Consider the following 15152-nt stretch of genomic DNA (forward strand, 5'->3'; position numbering starts at 1 on the left):
AACCCCCTCACCCAGAAGGGGTCACTACATACCGTCTAGCGCGTGGTTCCGCCAGTGGCAAGCCCCTGCCGTTTCGCGCGTTCGTCACCTTCACTGGAATCGGGGCACGGCAGACCGCCGCCCGCTGGAAGGAGTTCGACGATGGGTATCGACGACCGCATTGAGAACAAGGCCGAGGACCTCGGCGGCAAGGCCAAGGAAGCCAAGGGCAAGATGACCGACGACGAGCGTCTCGAGGCAGAGGGCAAGGCCCAGCAGGCGAAGGCCGACCTGAAGGACGCCGCGGAGGACGTCAAGGACGCGTTCAAGCACTGACGAGTCCACTGACGAGAGGCGAACGCCCGTCGTTCGGAGCCGTAGGCCCGACGGCGGGCGTTCCCCATGCCCGCCCGCGACGATCAGGCGTCTTCGATCCGGAAGCCGACCTTGAGCGTCACCTGGTAGTGCGCGACGGCGCCGTCCTCGATCTCGCCGCGCACCGAGACCACCTCGAACCAGTCCATGTGGCGGATGGTCGCCGCCGCGCGTGCGATGCCGTTGCTGATCGCGGTGTCGACGCCCTCGGGCGACGTGCCCACGATCTCGGTGACCCGATAGGTGTGATTGCTCATCGTGCCCTCCTCGGTACGGGACACGTCGTCGTGCCCGCTGGTGCCGACGTTACCCCACGCGCCGGGCCCGGTCTCGGCACGAAGCGGACGAGCGCCTCGAGCGCGAGGGCAAGCGCGACCAGGCGAAGGCCGACCTGAAGTGCTCAGCGCAACCACACGCGGAGCGGGCCGATGCGGTGGAAGCCCGCGGCGAGCGGCGCCGCGAGGTCGCCGTCGGTCTCCCAGCCCACGACGGGCCTGCCGGGGCGGCGTCGCCGGGCATCGGCGGCGGCCGCCGGGTACACGGATGCCGCACCGAACACGTTCGACACCCCGATGACGTTCTCGCCGACGCTGAGGATGGCTCCTGCGACCACCGCGCCGCCACGGCGCTCGCCCAGGATCACGACCGTCGGATCGTCGAGCAGCGCCGAGGCGAATGCCTCGGTGCCGCCGTGCGATGCCGCCCACTCGGCGAGGTGTCCCGGCGTGCGGATCGGCGTGAGCACGGGCAGGTCGGGCCCGTCGATGCCGGCGGCGCCCGCGCTCGGCCCGGATGCCGGGAGCATGATCCACTGCGCCTCGAACTGCACGCGGAACCCGCCCGCGGTGAGGTCCACGTCGGCGAAGGAGTCCTTCACGCTCGTCGAGCCCGTCGGAAGGGCGGCGAGCACGACCTCGGGATCGAGCCCGGGTTCGAGCGTCACCGCCTCGGGATAGCCGGCGGGCGTCGGGGCATCTGCGCGCCAGACCCCCTCGGCCTCGTCGGAGCCGATGCCGTGGGCCGCGCACACCGAGGCGCACCACGCGGCGTTGTCCCGCGCCGCGATCGCTGCGGAGAATGCGTCGTGACCCGGCATCCGCTCGCCCGGTGCGCCCGGCTCAGGCGAACAGGCGCTGCAGGCGCTGCACGCCCTCGAGCAGGGGCGCGTCGCCGAGGGCGTAGCTGAAGCGCAGGTAACCGCTCGGTCCGAACGCCTCGCCCGGCACGGCGGCCACCTGCGCCTGCTCCAGCATGAGGTCGGCGAGCTCGAGGGAGGTGGTCGGCGTGACGCCGCCCCATTCGCGGTCGAGCAGCCCCGAGACATCCGGATACACGTAGAACGCGCCCTGCGGCACCGGCACCGTCACGCCCTCGATCTTCGAGAGCTCCGCCACGATGGTGCGGCGGCGGCGGTCGAACGCCCGGCGCATCTCCTCGACCGCGTCCTGCGGGCCCGTGAGCGCCGCGATCGCGGCACGCTGGGAGATGTTCGACACGTTCGAGGAGAGGTGCGACTGCAGGTTCGCGGCGCCCTTGATGACATCGGCGGGACCCACCATCCAGCCGAGCCGCCACCCGGTCATCGCGTACGACTTCGCCACGCCGTTCACGAGGATGGCCTGGTTCGCGAGCGCGGGCACCGCCTCGACGACGGAGACCGCACGAGGGGGCACGCCGTCGGCGTCGTCGGCGTAGGTGAGGTTCTGGTAGATCTCGTCGGACACCACCCAGATGCCGTGCTCGAGCGCCCACTCGCCGATCGCGCGCACCTGCTCCGCCGGGTAGACGGCGCCCGTCGGGTTCGACGGCGACACGAACAGCAGCGCCTTGGTGCGGTCGGTGCGCGCGGCCTCGAGCTGCTCGACCGTGACGAGGTAGCCCTGGTCGGCGCCTGCGAAGACGTCGACCTGCCGGCCGCCGGCCAGCTTGATCGCCTCGGGATACGTGGTCCAGTAGGGCGTCGGCACCAGCACCTCGTCGCCCGGGTCGAGCAGCACCTGGAAGGACTGGTAGACGGCCTGCTTGCCGCCGTTCGTCACCACGATCTGCCCGGTGCCGACCTCGAGGCCCGAGTCGCGCAGTGTCTTCGCCGCGATCGCCTCGCGGAGCTCGGGCAGGCCGGCCGCGGGCGTGTACCGGTAGTTCTTCGGGTCGCGCGTGGCCGCGAGCGCCGCCTCGACGATGTACTCGGGCGTCGGGAAGTCGGGCTCGCCCGCCGCGTAGGAGATGACCGGATGCCCCTCGGCCTGGAGGGCTTTGGCCTTCGCATCGACCTTGAGCGTCGCGGACTCGGCGATGGCGGCGATTCGGGCGGACAGGCGCGGGTGTTCGGTCACGCTGCCAAGCCTACGGCGCGCCGTCGTCGTAGGACAGGGCGGATGCCGCGGGCCGCGGCCGGGGCATCCGCTCGGCTTTACTCTGCCCCGGCGGTCGCATACACTTGCTGAGGTTGTTGAAGTCAGCCAAGCTTGTCTGCGCCTATTTTCAGGGCTCATCCCCAGAAGAACGTGGTCGACTTGTGCTGTCCAGGCAGCGGTGGAACACCGCCGGCATGTCCGGTGGTTCCATAGGGCGGTGGCTCAATTGGTAGAGCAGCGGTCTCCAAAACCGCAGGTTGCAGGTTCGAGTCCTGTCCGCCCTGCGAGCCGGCAGTGAATGCCGGCCCACGAAAGGTGTACGAGGTGGCACGGAAGATCATCGACGAACCCAGCGAGGACGTCGTCGCCAACGCGAAGCGAGACCGCGCCGCGAGGCGCAACCCGTTCGCGCGGATCGCCCTGTTCATCCGGCAGGTCATCGCCGAACTGAAGAAGGTCGTCACTCCGACCCGCAAGGAGCTCGCGAGCTTCACGGTCGTGGTGCTCGTGTTCGTCATCATCATGATGGCGATCGTGTGGGGTCTCGACCAGCTGTTCGGATGGCTCGTGCTGTACGTCTTCGGAACTCCGGGGGTCTGATCGGGCCGTCGGCACCGAGACCTCGGCGCTCGCAGGCGCACGGGAGAGTAAGGAATCGAGAGAAGTGTCAAGGACTGAGCGCGACGACGTCGACTGGGCCACGGCTGCCGAGCAGTCGTCGGAGGAAGACGAGGTGCAGGAGGGCTCGACCCTCGAGCACGATGAGGAGTCGGTCGAGGCGGCCGAGCACCGCGCCGTGCACGTCGTGGACGACGAGGGCGCCGAGGTCGACCTCGTCGCCGTGCTCGACGCGATGGCCGAGGCATCCGACGCCGTGATCGACGACGCCCTCGACATCGACTCGCCCGAAGAGGCCGAGGCGGCGTTCGATGCCGTGATCGAGGAGGACGCCGAGGTCGTCGACCCGTATGCGGAGTTCCGCAGCGAGCTGCGCTTCCTCCCCGGCAAGTGGTACGTCATCCACTCCTACGCCGGCTTCGAGCGCCGCGTGAAGGCGAACATCGAGCAGCGCCGCGAGTCCATGGCCATGGCCGACTACATCTTCCAGGTCGAGGTTCCGATGGAAGACGTGGTCGAGATCAAGAACGGCCAGCGCAAGATGGTGACGCGCGTGCGCATCCCCGGCTACGTGCTCGTGCGCATGGAGCTCAACGAGGAGAGCTGGTCGGTCATCCGGCACACTCCCGGTGTCACGGGCTTCGTCGGCAACGCGCACAACCCGACGCCGCTGCGTTTCGAAGAGGCCTTCAACATGCTGAAGCCCCTCGTCGACATCAAGGACGTCGCACCCGCCAAGGGCGCGAAGGCCGGTGCCGCCGCCGGTGCGACCCGGGCCATCCCCGCCGAGGTCGACTTCGAGATCGGCGAGACCATCACCATCAAGGACGGCTCGTTCGCGGGCCTGCCCGGCACGATCAGCGAGATCAAGCCCGAGAGCGGCAAGCTCACCGTGCTCGTCTCGCTCTTCGAGCGCGAGACCCCGGTCGAGCTGAGCTTCGACCAGGTCACCAAGTTGTAACGTCCACAGTCGAGCAGCAGCGACCCTCCGGTATCATCGGAGGGTTGTGCTGCGTCAGGCACACCGACCACCGCGGCCCGGATCCGCCGGAACTGCGGGAGAGTGCCCCGGCACTCGGCCCTTCGACAAGCTCAGGGGCCGATCGCCGGGCGTTCGAACAGAAAGAGAGAAATCATGGCACCGAAGAAGAAGGTCACTGGTCTGATCAAGCTTCAGATCAAGGCCGGCGCCGCGAACCCGGCCCCGCCCATCGGCCCGGCCCTGGGTCAGCACGGCGTGAACATCATGGAGTTCTGCAAGGCGTACAACGCCGCGACCGAGTCGCAGCGCGGCAACGTCATCCCGGTCGAGATCACCGTCTACGAGGACCGTTCCTTCACGTTCATCCTCAAGACCCCGCCTGCCGCCGAGCTCATCAAGAAGGCCGCCGGCGTCGCGAAGGGCTCGGGCGTTCCGCACACCACCAAGGTCGGCAAGATCAGCCAGGCCCAGGTGCGCGAGATCGCCGAGACCAAGATGGCCGACCTGAACGCGAACGACGTCGACGCCGCCTCGAAGATCATCGCGGGCACCGCCCGTTCGATGGGCATCACGGTCGAATGACCCCGTCCGGTCCCTGAGCTCGTCGAAGGGACCTGCGTTCGCTTCGACCTGCTCGGCGAACGCGCCAGAACTCACGCATTCGTGGCAGCGCCTGCCAGGCGCAGATGACCACACTCTCTCAAGGAGAAGCAACATGGCACAGAAGTCCAAGGCCTACCGGGCCGCGGCCGAGAAGATCGAGGCCGGCAAGTACTACACCCCGAGCGAGGCCGTCGCCCTCGCCAAGGAGACCGGCTCGGCGAGGTTCGACTCGACCGTCGAGGTCGCGCTGAAGCTCGGCGTCGACCCCCGCAAGGCCGACCAGATGGTGCGCGGCACCGTCATCCTCCCGCACGGCACCGGCAAGACCGCCCGCGTCATCGTCTTCGCGACCGGCCCCGCGGCCGAGGCCGCGATCGCGGCCGGTGCCGACGAGGTCGGCGGCGCCGAGCTCATCGAGAAGGTCGCCGGCGGTTACACGTCGTTCGACGCGGCCGTCGCCACGCCCGAGCTCATGGGCCAGGTCGGCCGTCTCGGCAAGGTGCTCGGCCCCCGCGGCCTCATGCCGAACCCCAAGACCGGCACCGTGACGCCCAACCCGGCCAAGGCCGTGGAAGACATCAAGGGCGGCAAGATCGAGTTCCGCGTCGACAAGCACGCCAACGTGCACTTCGTCGTCGGCAAGTCGTCGTTCACCGCGCAGCAGCTCGAGGAGAACGCCAAGGCCGCCCTCGAGGAGGTCGTGCGCCTCAAGCCGTCGAGCGCCAAGGGCCGGTACATCCAGAAGGGCGCCGTGTCGACCACGTTCGGCCCCGGCATCCCGCTGGACGTCAACGCCATCTAGTCTCACACGCTGATCGAGGAGCGCGAAGCGCGCCTCGAGATTGCGAAGGGCTCGCCGGTTCGCCGGCGGGCCCTTCGTCGTCGGCCCTCAGCGTGTCGGTGGGTCGGCGTAGTCTCCAGTCATGAGCGAGCGAACGAACGTGATCTTCGCGTCGGTCGGCACCATCGCCGTCGCGGCCGTCTCGGCGTGGTGGATGATCTCGATCGGAGGCTGGGGGCCTGCCGTCTACTCACTGGTGCTGGCGGGCGTCGTCGTGTGGCGGCTCCTCGTCGCCGAACGCCGCCGCGTCGGCGATGGCTTCGACGAGCGGTCGGCGCAGCGACTCCCCGACGTGTGGAGCTGAGCACGCGGTCGCGACATCCGGTCAGACCTCGTCGAGGCCGTCGTCCGGCGGCTCCTCCTCGTCGTGGAGACCCTCATGCTCGAGCCTCTCCAGGTCGAGCTCGTCGTCGGTGGGCACGTGCTCGCCCGCCACGGCGTCGTTGACCGCCCGCTCGCGCCACTGCTCCTCGTCCTCGGCGGCGGGATCGTCATACCCGGGTTCGGTCACGGCGGCTCCTTCCGTGGTCGCCTCTGCCGGGGCATCCGCTCAGCCCGTCACCCGGAAGCCGGCCTCGCCGACCGGCTCCGCCTCCGAGACGTCGGTGCCGCGCACGACCGCTCCCGGCGGGCCCCCCGCGAGCCATTCCAGCATGGCGGTGACGGATGCCTCGTCGCCCTCGACCTCGGCCTCGACCGTGCCGTCGGGACGGTTCCGCACCCAGCCGGCGACCCCGAGCCGCGCAGCCTCGAAGCGGGCGGAGTAGCGGAAGCCCACGCCCTGGACCTCGCCGTGCACGATCACCCGTCTCCGGATCATGATCCCAGCGTAGGACGCCGGGCGTACCATGAGGGCCCATGGGGGAGATGAGCGACTACATCGCAGGGCTCGAGAGCCCTGAGCGCGACCTGATCGAACGCATCCGGGCCCGGGCGGTCGCGCTCGTGCCCGATGCCGTGGAGGGCCGGAGCTATGGGATGCCGGCGCTGCGCTACCGCGGTTCTCCGCTGCTCAGCGTCATGTCGACGAAGGACCACATCGGCCTGTACCCGTTCAGTCCGCCCGTGGTGAGTGCCGTCGAGGCCGAGCTCGACGGCTGGTCGTGGTCGAAGGGCACCATCCGGTTCACCCCGGAGCATCCGCTGCCCGACTCGGTCGTCGACCGCATCGTGCTGCTCCGCCGCGACGAGATCGGCGCCGCGAAGAAGCGCTGACGCACGGCGAAGGGGCGGGCACCGGATGTCCCGGCCGCCCGCCCCTCGTCGTCAGCGCGTCAGCGCTTGGTGATCATCCACGTGCCGTCCGCGAGGTCCTTCGTGGGGTGCTGCACGTTCAGGAACAGCGTCTTCGGGTCCTTGCCGAAGTAGATGCCCGAGATCTCTGCGCCCGTGTCGCGGATCGACGCGAACTGCTCGACCACGTCGGCGGCGCCATCCTGGTCGTTGTCGAGCCCGGCGACCCACACGTCCGAGAGGTAGTTGTCCTCGACCATCCAGAGACGGCCGGCGGGGCCCTGCGCGAGGTTGTCGGGGTTGTTGAACCCGGTCACGCCCGCGCCCGCGTTCTCGACCGGCGCGTTCACGCCCTTCTCGACGAACGAGCTGAGCTCCTGCTTCGCGAGGTCGATCGCGACGACGCGGTCCTCAGAGGTGTTGGCGACGTAGAGCACGTTGCCGATGACCTCGACGTCCTCGGGGCGGCCGAACTCGGTCGCGGCGACGGCGTTCGCCGCGGCATCCGCGTCGACGACGACCTGGTCCATGTCGAGCGCGACCCACTCGAAGGCGCCGACCTTCTGCTGGTAGGTGCCCGAGTTCCAGAGCTGCTCGGCGTCGCCGAGGCCGGTGAGCTTCAGCGCGTAGAGCTGGCCGTCGGAGAGGTCGCCGCGCGTGGTGGGCTCGAACTTGAAGATCGAGCCGCCGTTGAGCTCGTCGATGACGAAGACGCTGCCGTCGGCGAGCGCCTCGATGCCCTCGTGGCGGAGGATGCCGACCTCGCGACGCTCCTCGATGCGGGTGACGACCGTCGGGTCCTTCGGGTCGAGGAACGCCTCGAAGAGGCGACCGCCCGAGGTCTCCTCGGCGAAGAGCACCGTGCCCCACGGGGTCCAGCGGATGCCGTCGAGACGACGCCAGCCGGCGTCCTGCGCGATGACCTTCGCCTCGCCGGTCTTGAGGTCGACGACCGAGAGCGAGCCGTTCGAGCCCACCTCGTGGGTGCGGTACAGGTAGCGGCCGGCCTCGGGGCCGGTCTCGTTGACGGTGTTCATGTCGGTGAGGTCGTCGGCCCCGGCGTAGATGTCGAGCACGGTCTCGTCGGCCACGAGCTGCTGCGTGAAGCCGGTCGGGATGACGAAGGGCTCGGTCCAGGCGGCGGTGGCCGTGGCGTACGGCGTGCCGTCGATCGGGTCGAAGCCGATCGGGCCGTTGGCGGCGGTGGCCGCCCCGGCGGGGATGAGGGCGAAGGCGGTCGCGCAGAGCGCGGCGCCGGCGATGGTACGGATGCGCATGGTCATACGTGCTTCCTGTTCGGTTGGGGGAACAGTGCTCACGGTAGGCAGGTCAGGATGTCGCGAACGTTCCAGCGGGTGAGCGGCGGCTGATGTTTCGGTGAACAGGACGTGACCCGCGGCGCGGGTCGCCGGGGCCGGGCACGGATGTCGCAGCGGGTCGTGGCGCGTAGCATGACGGCCATGGGGGAACCGACGGGCGACGCCAGGTACGACACCGACACCGCCCTGCTCGGCCGGCCGGTCGACGATGCGCTCGGCGACGCCCTGGTCGAGGTGGCCTCCCGCGTCGCCGACGGGGTGATCGCGGACTACATCCCCGAGCTCGCGGGCGCCGACGACGACGCGACCGACCCGTACTTCCGCCAGTGTGCGCTGCTGGTCACCACGACCGACCTCGCGCTGATGGGGGCGACGCTGGCGAACGGCGGGGTGCACCCGCTGACGCACGATCGGGTCGTCGATGAGGTCGTCGCCCGCGACACGCTCTCGCTCATGGCGACGTGCGGCATGTACGACCGATCGGGGGCGTGGATCTTCCGCGTCGGGATGCCCGCGAAATCCGGCGTGGGCGGCGGCATCGTCGCGGTGAAGCCCGGCGAGTTCGGGGTGGGCGTATTCAGCCCGCCGCTGGATCCGGCCGGCAACAGCAGCCGGGGCGTCGCGCTCCTCGAGATGCTCTCGGCTCGTTCGGGCCTGCACATGTTCGACCACACCGCCGGGCCCCCATCGCCGACGGGCGCCGTCACCGTCGATCGTGCCTCGGGCGTGACGATCGCGCTGCGCGGCGAACTCGACTTCGTCGCGGCCGAGCAGATCGTGCACGACAGCGGCCGCCTCCTCGAGCACACCGGTGCGACGACACTCGGCCTCGACTTCGAGGACGTCACGCGAGTGGCGCCGATCGCGGAACGGCTGCTCGCGGCGACGGTGCGCGAGGCGGATGCCGCGGGCATCACGGTGCGGGTGATCAACGCCGGATCGCTCGACCTCGACCTCGGCCTCGGCTCGTCGGCAGTGAGCTGAGGGCACGGCATCGTCCGGCCCCGCCCTGCACAGAATCACCCATGCCCCATCCGGCAGGATGCGGAATTCGTTCGAGGCGGACGAGGGGATGCCGCGCCTACCGTTCAGAGCATGGACATCCCACTGATCGCCGGCGCGGTCTCGACCGTCGCGTTCGCGGTCAGCAACCTGCCGATGCTGCGCAAGGCGCTGCGCACGCGGGATGTCTCGTCGTACAGCCTCTCGAGCATCGCGATGATCAACGTCGCGAACGCCGTGTACTCGCTCTACGTGATCAGCCTCCCCGTCGGCCCCGTCTGGGCGCTGCACGCCTTCTATCTCGTCTCCTGCGCGATCATGCTCGTGCTCTGCGTGGCTCAGCGACGCGCCTCGGCCCGACGGGTTCCTCGTGCCGAGCACTCCGGGGCCCGCGGGGCCAGCGCGGTCCGAACGCCTCGTCGACGCGTGCCCGCCGGCTCGTCGGGACGCTGAATCCGTCGCACCCGATCCCGGCCCGCAGCACGAGCCGCGTGGTCGCGTGAGCGGTCGGGGGTGGTTGTTCACCGCGGCGCCACCTGGGCTTCGCGGCGTCGTCGCTCGCCGTGCCTACCGTGGCGGTCGCCCTGACGTATTCACCCCGACCCAGCAATGGAGCCCGTCATGTCGTTGTCCAGAACCCAACAGCTCGCGGGGATCGCCACCGTCGCGCTGGCCCTCCTCGTGTCGACCGCAGTTCCCGCCCACGCCGCACCCGGATCCGCGGATGCCCCGAACGACGAGTCGTTCAGCTTCGCCGTGATCGGCGACGTGCCCTACGGCTCCGCCCAGATCGCCCGGTTCCCCGCGATGGTGTCCGAGCTCAACGAGCAGGACGAGCTCCGCTTCGTCGCGCACGTCGGCGACATCAAGGCGGGATCGGCCCAGTGCACCGACGACTACTTCGCCGCCATCAAGGCGCAGTTCGATCGGTTCGAGGCCCCGCTGGTCTACACGCCCGGCGACAACGAATGGGTCGACTGCCACCGGACCAACAACGGCTCCTATGATCCGCTCGAGCGCCTCGACGCGTTGCGCTCCGTGTTCTTCGCCGACCCCGGAAAGACGCTCGGGGCCAACATGCCCGTCACGGTTCCCGACCCGTCCCTCCCCGAGAACGTCACGTTCGGCGCGCAGCGCGTGGCCTTCTCCGTGCTGAACATCCAGGGCTCAAACAACTCGCTGATGCCCTGGACCGGCCTCGGCCTGACCGAGCCCACCACCGCCCAGCTGCAGGAGGTGGCTTCCCGGACCGCCGCGGACGTTGCGCAGCTCGAGCGCACCTTCGCCGACGCGAAGCGGACCAATGCCCGGGCGGTCGTCATCATGGCCCAGGCGGACATGTTCGACCCGTTCCTGCTGCAGCTCGGGGCCGCCGAGCACCCGGAGCTGGTGAGCGGCTTCCGCCCGATCGTCGAGGCACTGGCCGAGGGCGCCCGCGAGTTCGGCGGCGAGGTCTACCTGTTCAACGGCGACAGCCACGTCTACACCGACGACTCGCCGCTGGCGACCGGCTCGCCCTGGCTGGAGATCTACGGCCAGGACGGCGTCGACACGCTCCGCCGGGTGACCGTGCAGGGTGCCGCGACGTCGAACGAGTGGCTGCGGGTCTCGGTGCGGTCGAACTCGGCCCACGGTGACGACGTGCTGAGCTGGGAGCGCGTGCCCTACACCGCGTCCTGAGCGGCTCGTCACGACGACGAGCCCCGGCATGACGCGCGCCCCCGGAACCTTCGGCTCCGGGGGCGCGCGTCGCGTTCGGACCGCGATCAGGCGATGCGGATCATCTTCTTGTTGACGAACTCGTCGGCGCCGAGGCGACCCATCTCGCGACCGGTGCCCGATCGCTTGACGCCGCCGAACGGCAGCTCGGCGCCGTCGGCGAGCACGACGTTCACGAAGACCATGCCGGCCTCGATCGCGTTCGCGACGCGGTCGGCCTGCTCGGGGTCGGTCGTGTAGACGTAGGAGCCGAGGCCGAACGGGATGTCGTTGGCGATGCGCACCGCCTCCGCTTCGTCGGCGGCGCGATACACCTGCGCGACGGGCCCGAAGAACTCCTCCTTCGATGCGGGGTTGTCGCTCGCGACATCCGTCAGCACCGTCGTCTGGAAGAACGCGCCCTCGCGAGTGCCGCCGTGCACGAGCTTCGCGCCGTGCTCGACCGCGCGCTCGACCTGCTTCTCGAGGCCCTCTGCCGCCCTCAGCGACGAAAGCGGTCCGAGTGCCGAGTCGCTCGAGGTGGGATCGGTCGCCTCGACCTCGGCGATCTTGGCGGTGAACTTCTCGAGGAACGGCTCGTAGAGCTCGTCGATCACGATGAAGCGCTTCGCCGCGTTGCACGACTGGCCGCTGTTGTCGAGGCGTGCGTCGACGGCGTTCTGCACGGCCGCGTCGAGGTCGTCGGTCGAGAGCAGGATGAACGGGTCGGACCCACCGAGTTCGAGCACGACCTTCTTCAGGTGCCGACCGGCGACCTCGGCGACCGCCGCGCCGGCACGCTCGGAGCCGGTGAGCGAGACGCCCTGCACGCGCGGGTCGGCGATGACGGTCGCGATCTGGTCGTGCGTCGCGTAGAGGTTCACGTACGCGCCGGCGGGGAAGCCCGCGTCGAGGAAGATCTGCTGGATCGCTTCGGCCGACTCGGGGCACTGCTCGGCGTGCTTCAGCAGGATCGTGTTGCCGATGATGAGATTGGGACCTGCGAACCTCGCGACCTGGTAGTACGGGAAGTTCCACGGCATGACACCGAGCAGCACGCCGAGCGAACTGCGTCGGATGACCGCCGAGCCTTCGCCGGCGAGCAACTGCACCGGCTCGTCCTTCAGGAACTCGGCGGCGTTGTCGGCGTAGTACGTGTAGATGTCACCGGCGAAATCGGCCTCGGCGAGGGCCTGCTCGATGGGCTTGCCCATCTCGCGCACGATGATCTCGGCGAGCTCCTGGCGGCGCTCGACGTGCAGTTCGCCGACGCGCCGGATGAGCGCGGCACGCTCTTCGACGGTCGTGGACTTCGACCAGGTGCGGTGCGCCTCGTCGGCCGACGCGATCGCCGACTCGAGCTCCGAGTCGGTGATCGTGGGGTACGTCTTGAGGACCTCACCGGTCGCAGGATTGGTCACGGCATAGCTCATGGGGCTCCTCTGTCGCTGAGTGCACCTCGGATACGCCGACCGGTCGGCGACGACGGTGCACACCTGCCACCAGCCTAAGCGGCGACCGGATGCCGCGGTACCGACGCGATGGCGGATTCCGCGCGTGGCTTCGACGGAATGTACAACGGCGGGGTGAGGTCTGCTGGGTATGGTGGCGAGTGATCGAGCCGAGGAGGACGCAGTGGGTCACGGCGTGCTGGGCGACATCCGCGTCGCGGACTTCTCCCGGGTGCTCGCCGGCCCCTATGCGACGATGCTGCTCGCCGACTTCGGCGCCGACGTCATCAAGATCGAGTCGCCGCTGGGCGACGACACCCGCCACTGGGTACCGCCGGTCGACCCGGGCGGCCGCGCCACCTACTTCGGCGCCGTGAACCGCAACAAGCGGTCGGTGGTGCTCGACCTCGCGGATGCCGCGGGGCTCGCCGAGGCACGTCGGCTCGCGACCTCCGCCGACGTCGTCATCGAGAACTTCCGCCCGGGCGTGATGGCACGGTTCGGGCTCGACCACGAGACCGTCCGCGCCGCGAACCCCGGGGTGGTGTACTGCTCGATCACCGGGTTCGGCACGGGCGAGGGTGCCGCGCTCGCCGGATACGACCTGCTCGTGCAGGCCGTCGGCGGGCTCATGAGCATCACGGGTCCGCCCGACGGCGAGGCGTCGAAGGCGGGCGTCGCGCTCGTCGACGTGCTCACCGGCCAGAACGCCGTCGCCGGCATCCTGCTCGCCCTGCGGGAGCGCGACCGCACCGGGGAGGGGCAGCTCGTTGAGGTGAACCTCCTGCAGAGCCTCCTCTCGGCGCTCACGAACCAGGCCTCGTCGACCCTCGCCACGGGAACGCCGCCCCGGCGCATGGGCAACCAGCACCCGAGCATCGCCCCGTACGCCGTGTTCCGTGCGGCCGACCGCGAGCTCGTCATCGCCGTGGGCAACGACAAGCAGTTCCGTGCCCTGGCCGACGTGCTCCGCGCACCCGGGCTCGCCACCGACGCGCGGTTCGGGGGCAACGCCGCGCGCGTCGCCCATCGCGACGAGCTGCGCGCGGCCATCGAGCAGGCGCTCGCCGCGGCATCCGCTGCGCACTGGGTCGACGCGCTCACGCGTGCCGGCGTGCCCGCCGGGATGGTGAACGACGTCGCCGAGGCCATCGGATTCGCCGAGTCGCTCGGCCTCGAGCCGGTCGCCGAGATCGCGGAGGGTGCTGCGGCCGCCACGGGTCTCGAGGTGGCCGCTTCGGCCGCTCCTCGGCCGGCGGGGGTGCACCGATCGATCGCGAATCCCATCGGGCTCTCCGCCTTCGCACCCGACTACCGCACGGCGCCACCCCACCTGGGCGAGCACGACGGCGCCGACTGGCTCCCGCGAGCATGACCGCAGACCCAACCACCGAGAGGACCCCGATGACCGACGCCGACGTCACCGCCCCGCGCATCGATGCCGTGTTCGACTTCGACGCCCTGCTCACCGACGACGAGCGCGAGTGGCAGCAGCGCGCCCGGCGCTTCGCGCAGGAGCGCATCCTGCCGGTGATCGAGGACGACTTCGAGCGGAAGCATTTCCGCCGCGAGCTCGTGCGCGAGCTCGGCGAGCTCGGGTTCCTCGGCATGCACCTCACCGGCTACGGATGCGCCGGCGCGGGCGCCGTCTCGTACGGCCTCGTCTGCCTCGAGCTCGAGGCCGCCGACAGCGGCTGGCGCACGTTCGTCTCGGTGCAGGGGTCGCTCGCGATGAGCGCGATCCACAAGTACGGCTCCGAGGAGCAGAAGCAGCGGTGGCTGCCCGGCATGGCGAAGGGCGAGCTCATCGGATGCTTCGCCCTCACCGAGCCGCAGGGCGGCAGCGATCCCGCCGCGATGACGACCACCGCGCGTCGTGACGGCGACGAGTGGGTGCTCGACGGCGCCAAGCGCTGGATCGGCCTCGCCTCGCTCGCCGACGTGGCCGTCGTGTGGGCCAGGGTCGCTGAGCCTGCCGAAGCGGGAGACGCTTCGACGGAGTCCGGCCCTTCGACGCGCTCAGGGACCACGGTGCGCGGATTCCTCGTGCCGACGTCGACTCCGGGCTTCACGGCGACCCCGATCGACGGCAAGCTCTCGATGCGCGCCTCGGTGCAGTGCGACGTCGACCTCGACGAGGTGCGTGTGCCGGCCGATGCGATGCTGCCCGGGGCATCCGGTCTCTCGGGTCCGTTCGGATGCCTCAACGAGGCGCGCTACGGCATCGTGTGGGGCGCCATGGGCGCGGCCCGCTCGTGCCTCGAGTCGGCGCTGGCACGCTCGACCGAGCGCGAGGTGTTCGGCAGGCCGATCGGGCGGAACCAGCTGATCCAGGCCAAGCTCGCCGACATGTTCGTCGAGGTGGAGAAGGGCATCCTGCTCGCCCTCCACCTGGGGCGGCTGAAGGAGCGCGGAGCGCTCACACCCGCGCAGATCTCGGTCGGCAAGCTCAACAGCGTGCGTGAAGCGCTCGAGATCGCCCACCAGGCGCGCGCGATCCTCGCCGGAGACGGCATCACGAACGCGTTCCCCGTCATGCGGCACGCCGCGAACCTCGAATCGGTGCGCACATACGAGGGCACCGACGAGATCCACCAGCTCGTGCTCGGTCGGGCGCTCACCGGGCTGAACGCATTCTGACCCCGACGTGAATTCCGCGATCGCGGAGTTCCACCAGCACGCTCGCCGAGTTAT

Annotated in this window: 19 protein-coding genes and 1 tRNA gene; 13 read left to right on the forward strand and 7 right to left on the reverse strand. The window is 69.9% G+C overall.

Going from position 1 to position 15152, the window contains the following annotated elements; genetic code table 11:
• Positions 1-141: 141 nt before the first annotated feature.
• A complete protein-coding gene (locus EZM51_RS15435; RefSeq protein WP_136709211.1) occupies positions 142-315 on the forward strand; it encodes a CsbD family protein in 174 nt (57 codons plus the stop codon).
• Between the two features lie 83 nt (positions 316-398).
• Here the strand turns inward: EZM51_RS15435 and EZM51_RS15440 are convergent, their stop codons facing one another.
• The 3 genes from EZM51_RS15440 to EZM51_RS15450 all read right to left on the reverse strand — a co-directional run bounded on the left by EZM51_RS15440 (position 399) and on the right by EZM51_RS15450 (position 2690).
• A complete protein-coding gene (locus EZM51_RS15440) occupies positions 399-611 on the reverse strand; it encodes a dodecin (protein ID WP_136709212.1) in 213 nt (70 codons plus the stop codon).
• Between the two features lie 143 nt (positions 612-754).
• Positions 755-1450, reverse strand: a complete 696-nt coding sequence (locus tag EZM51_RS15445; RefSeq protein WP_136709213.1) for a hypothetical protein — start codon at positions 1448-1450, stop codon at positions 755-757.
• Between the two features lie 22 nt (positions 1451-1472).
• A complete protein-coding gene (locus tag EZM51_RS15450) occupies positions 1473-2690 on the reverse strand; it encodes a pyridoxal phosphate-dependent aminotransferase (protein ID WP_248305690.1) in 1218 nt (405 codons plus the stop codon).
• A 232-nt stretch (positions 2691-2922) separates the two neighbouring features.
• Between EZM51_RS15450 and EZM51_RS15455 the strand changes: the two genes are divergently transcribed.
• The 6 genes from EZM51_RS15455 (at position 2923) to EZM51_RS15480 (ending at position 6059) form a co-directional block, all read left to right on the forward strand.
• Positions 2923-2995: transfer RNA gene (locus EZM51_RS15455), tRNA-Trp, on the forward strand.
• Positions 2996-3035: 40 nt separating this feature from the next.
• On the forward strand, positions 3036-3311 hold the full coding sequence (secE, locus tag EZM51_RS15460) for a preprotein translocase subunit SecE (RefSeq protein WP_136709215.1): 276 nt from the start codon (positions 3036-3038) through the stop codon (positions 3309-3311).
• Between the two features lie 64 nt (positions 3312-3375).
• Positions 3376-4290, forward strand: coding sequence for a transcription termination/antitermination protein NusG (nusG, locus tag EZM51_RS15465; RefSeq protein WP_136709216.1), 915 nt, complete (start codon positions 3376-3378; stop codon positions 4288-4290).
• Between the two features lie 174 nt (positions 4291-4464).
• A complete protein-coding gene (gene rplK / locus EZM51_RS15470; RefSeq protein WP_136709217.1) occupies positions 4465-4893 on the forward strand; it encodes a 50S ribosomal protein L11 in 429 nt (142 codons plus the stop codon).
• A gap of 133 nt (positions 4894-5026) precedes the next feature.
• Complete coding sequence (gene rplA / locus EZM51_RS15475) at positions 5027-5716, forward strand: 50S ribosomal protein L1 (protein WP_136709218.1); 690 nt, start codon at positions 5027-5029, stop codon at positions 5714-5716.
• A gap of 121 nt (positions 5717-5837) precedes the next feature.
• On the forward strand, positions 5838-6059 hold the full coding sequence (locus EZM51_RS15480; protein ID WP_136709219.1) for a hypothetical protein: 222 nt from the start codon (positions 5838-5840) through the stop codon (positions 6057-6059).
• A gap of 21 nt (positions 6060-6080) precedes the next feature.
• On the opposite strand, the gene EZM51_RS15485 is transcribed toward EZM51_RS15480, so the two are convergent.
• Both EZM51_RS15485 and EZM51_RS15490 read right to left on the reverse strand, forming a co-directional pair.
• Positions 6081-6266 carry a hypothetical protein gene (locus tag EZM51_RS15485; protein ID WP_136709220.1) on the reverse strand — a complete coding sequence of 62 codons (186 nt, stop codon included), beginning with the start codon at positions 6264-6266 and terminating at the stop codon, positions 6081-6083.
• A 39-nt stretch (positions 6267-6305) separates the two neighbouring features.
• On the reverse strand, positions 6306-6575 hold the full coding sequence (locus tag EZM51_RS15490) for an acylphosphatase (RefSeq protein WP_136709221.1): 270 nt from the start codon (positions 6573-6575) through the stop codon (positions 6306-6308).
• Between the two features lie 38 nt (positions 6576-6613).
• On the opposite strand from EZM51_RS15490, the gene EZM51_RS15495 reads away from it, so the two are divergent.
• Positions 6614-6970: a DUF1801 domain-containing protein gene (locus EZM51_RS15495; protein ID WP_136709222.1), complete on the forward strand. Its 357-nt coding sequence runs from the start codon at positions 6614-6616 to the stop codon at positions 6968-6970.
• A 59-nt stretch (positions 6971-7029) separates the two neighbouring features.
• On the opposite strand, the gene EZM51_RS15500 is transcribed toward EZM51_RS15495, so the two are convergent.
• A complete protein-coding gene (locus tag EZM51_RS15500; protein ID WP_136709223.1) occupies positions 7030-8271 on the reverse strand; it encodes an alkaline phosphatase PhoX in 1242 nt (413 codons plus the stop codon).
• A 177-nt stretch (positions 8272-8448) separates the two neighbouring features.
• On the opposite strand from EZM51_RS15500, the gene EZM51_RS15505 reads away from it, so the two are divergent.
• The 3 genes from EZM51_RS15505 to EZM51_RS15515 all read left to right on the forward strand — a co-directional run bounded on the left by EZM51_RS15505 (position 8449) and on the right by EZM51_RS15515 (position 10989).
• On the forward strand, positions 8449-9291 hold the full coding sequence (locus EZM51_RS15505) for a glutaminase (RefSeq protein ID WP_248305691.1): 843 nt from the start codon (positions 8449-8451) through the stop codon (positions 9289-9291).
• Positions 9292-9402: 111 nt separating this feature from the next.
• Positions 9403-9762: a hypothetical protein gene (locus EZM51_RS15510; RefSeq protein WP_136709225.1), complete on the forward strand. Its 360-nt coding sequence runs from the start codon at positions 9403-9405 to the stop codon at positions 9760-9762.
• Positions 9763-9930: 168 nt separating this feature from the next.
• Complete coding sequence (locus tag EZM51_RS15515; protein ID WP_136709226.1) at positions 9931-10989, forward strand: hypothetical protein; 1059 nt, start codon at positions 9931-9933, stop codon at positions 10987-10989.
• Between the two features lie 86 nt (positions 10990-11075).
• Here EZM51_RS15515 and EZM51_RS15520 read toward each other — a convergent pair whose 3' ends face one another.
• Positions 11076-12440, reverse strand: coding sequence for an NAD-dependent succinate-semialdehyde dehydrogenase (locus EZM51_RS15520; protein ID WP_136709227.1), 1365 nt, complete (start codon positions 12438-12440; stop codon positions 11076-11078).
• Between the two features lie 202 nt (positions 12441-12642).
• Here EZM51_RS15520 and EZM51_RS15525 point away from each other — a divergent pair, with 202 nt between their 5' ends.
• Together EZM51_RS15525 and EZM51_RS15530 are read left to right on the forward strand one after the other, a co-directional pair.
• Positions 12643-13833 (forward strand): CoA transferase, encoded by a 1191-nt coding sequence (locus EZM51_RS15525; RefSeq protein ID WP_248305692.1) that lies wholly within the window; start codon positions 12643-12645, stop codon positions 13831-13833.
• A 29-nt stretch (positions 13834-13862) separates the two neighbouring features.
• Positions 13863-15098 carry an acyl-CoA dehydrogenase family protein gene (locus EZM51_RS15530; protein WP_136709228.1) on the forward strand — a complete coding sequence of 412 codons (1236 nt, stop codon included), beginning with the start codon at positions 13863-13865 and terminating at the stop codon, positions 15096-15098.
• Positions 15099-15152 lie beyond the last annotated feature (54 nt).

The organism is Agromyces sp. H66, from assembly GCF_004959775.1.
In the GTDB taxonomy this organism is placed as follows: Bacteria; Actinomycetota; Actinomycetes; order Actinomycetales; family Microbacteriaceae; genus Agromyces.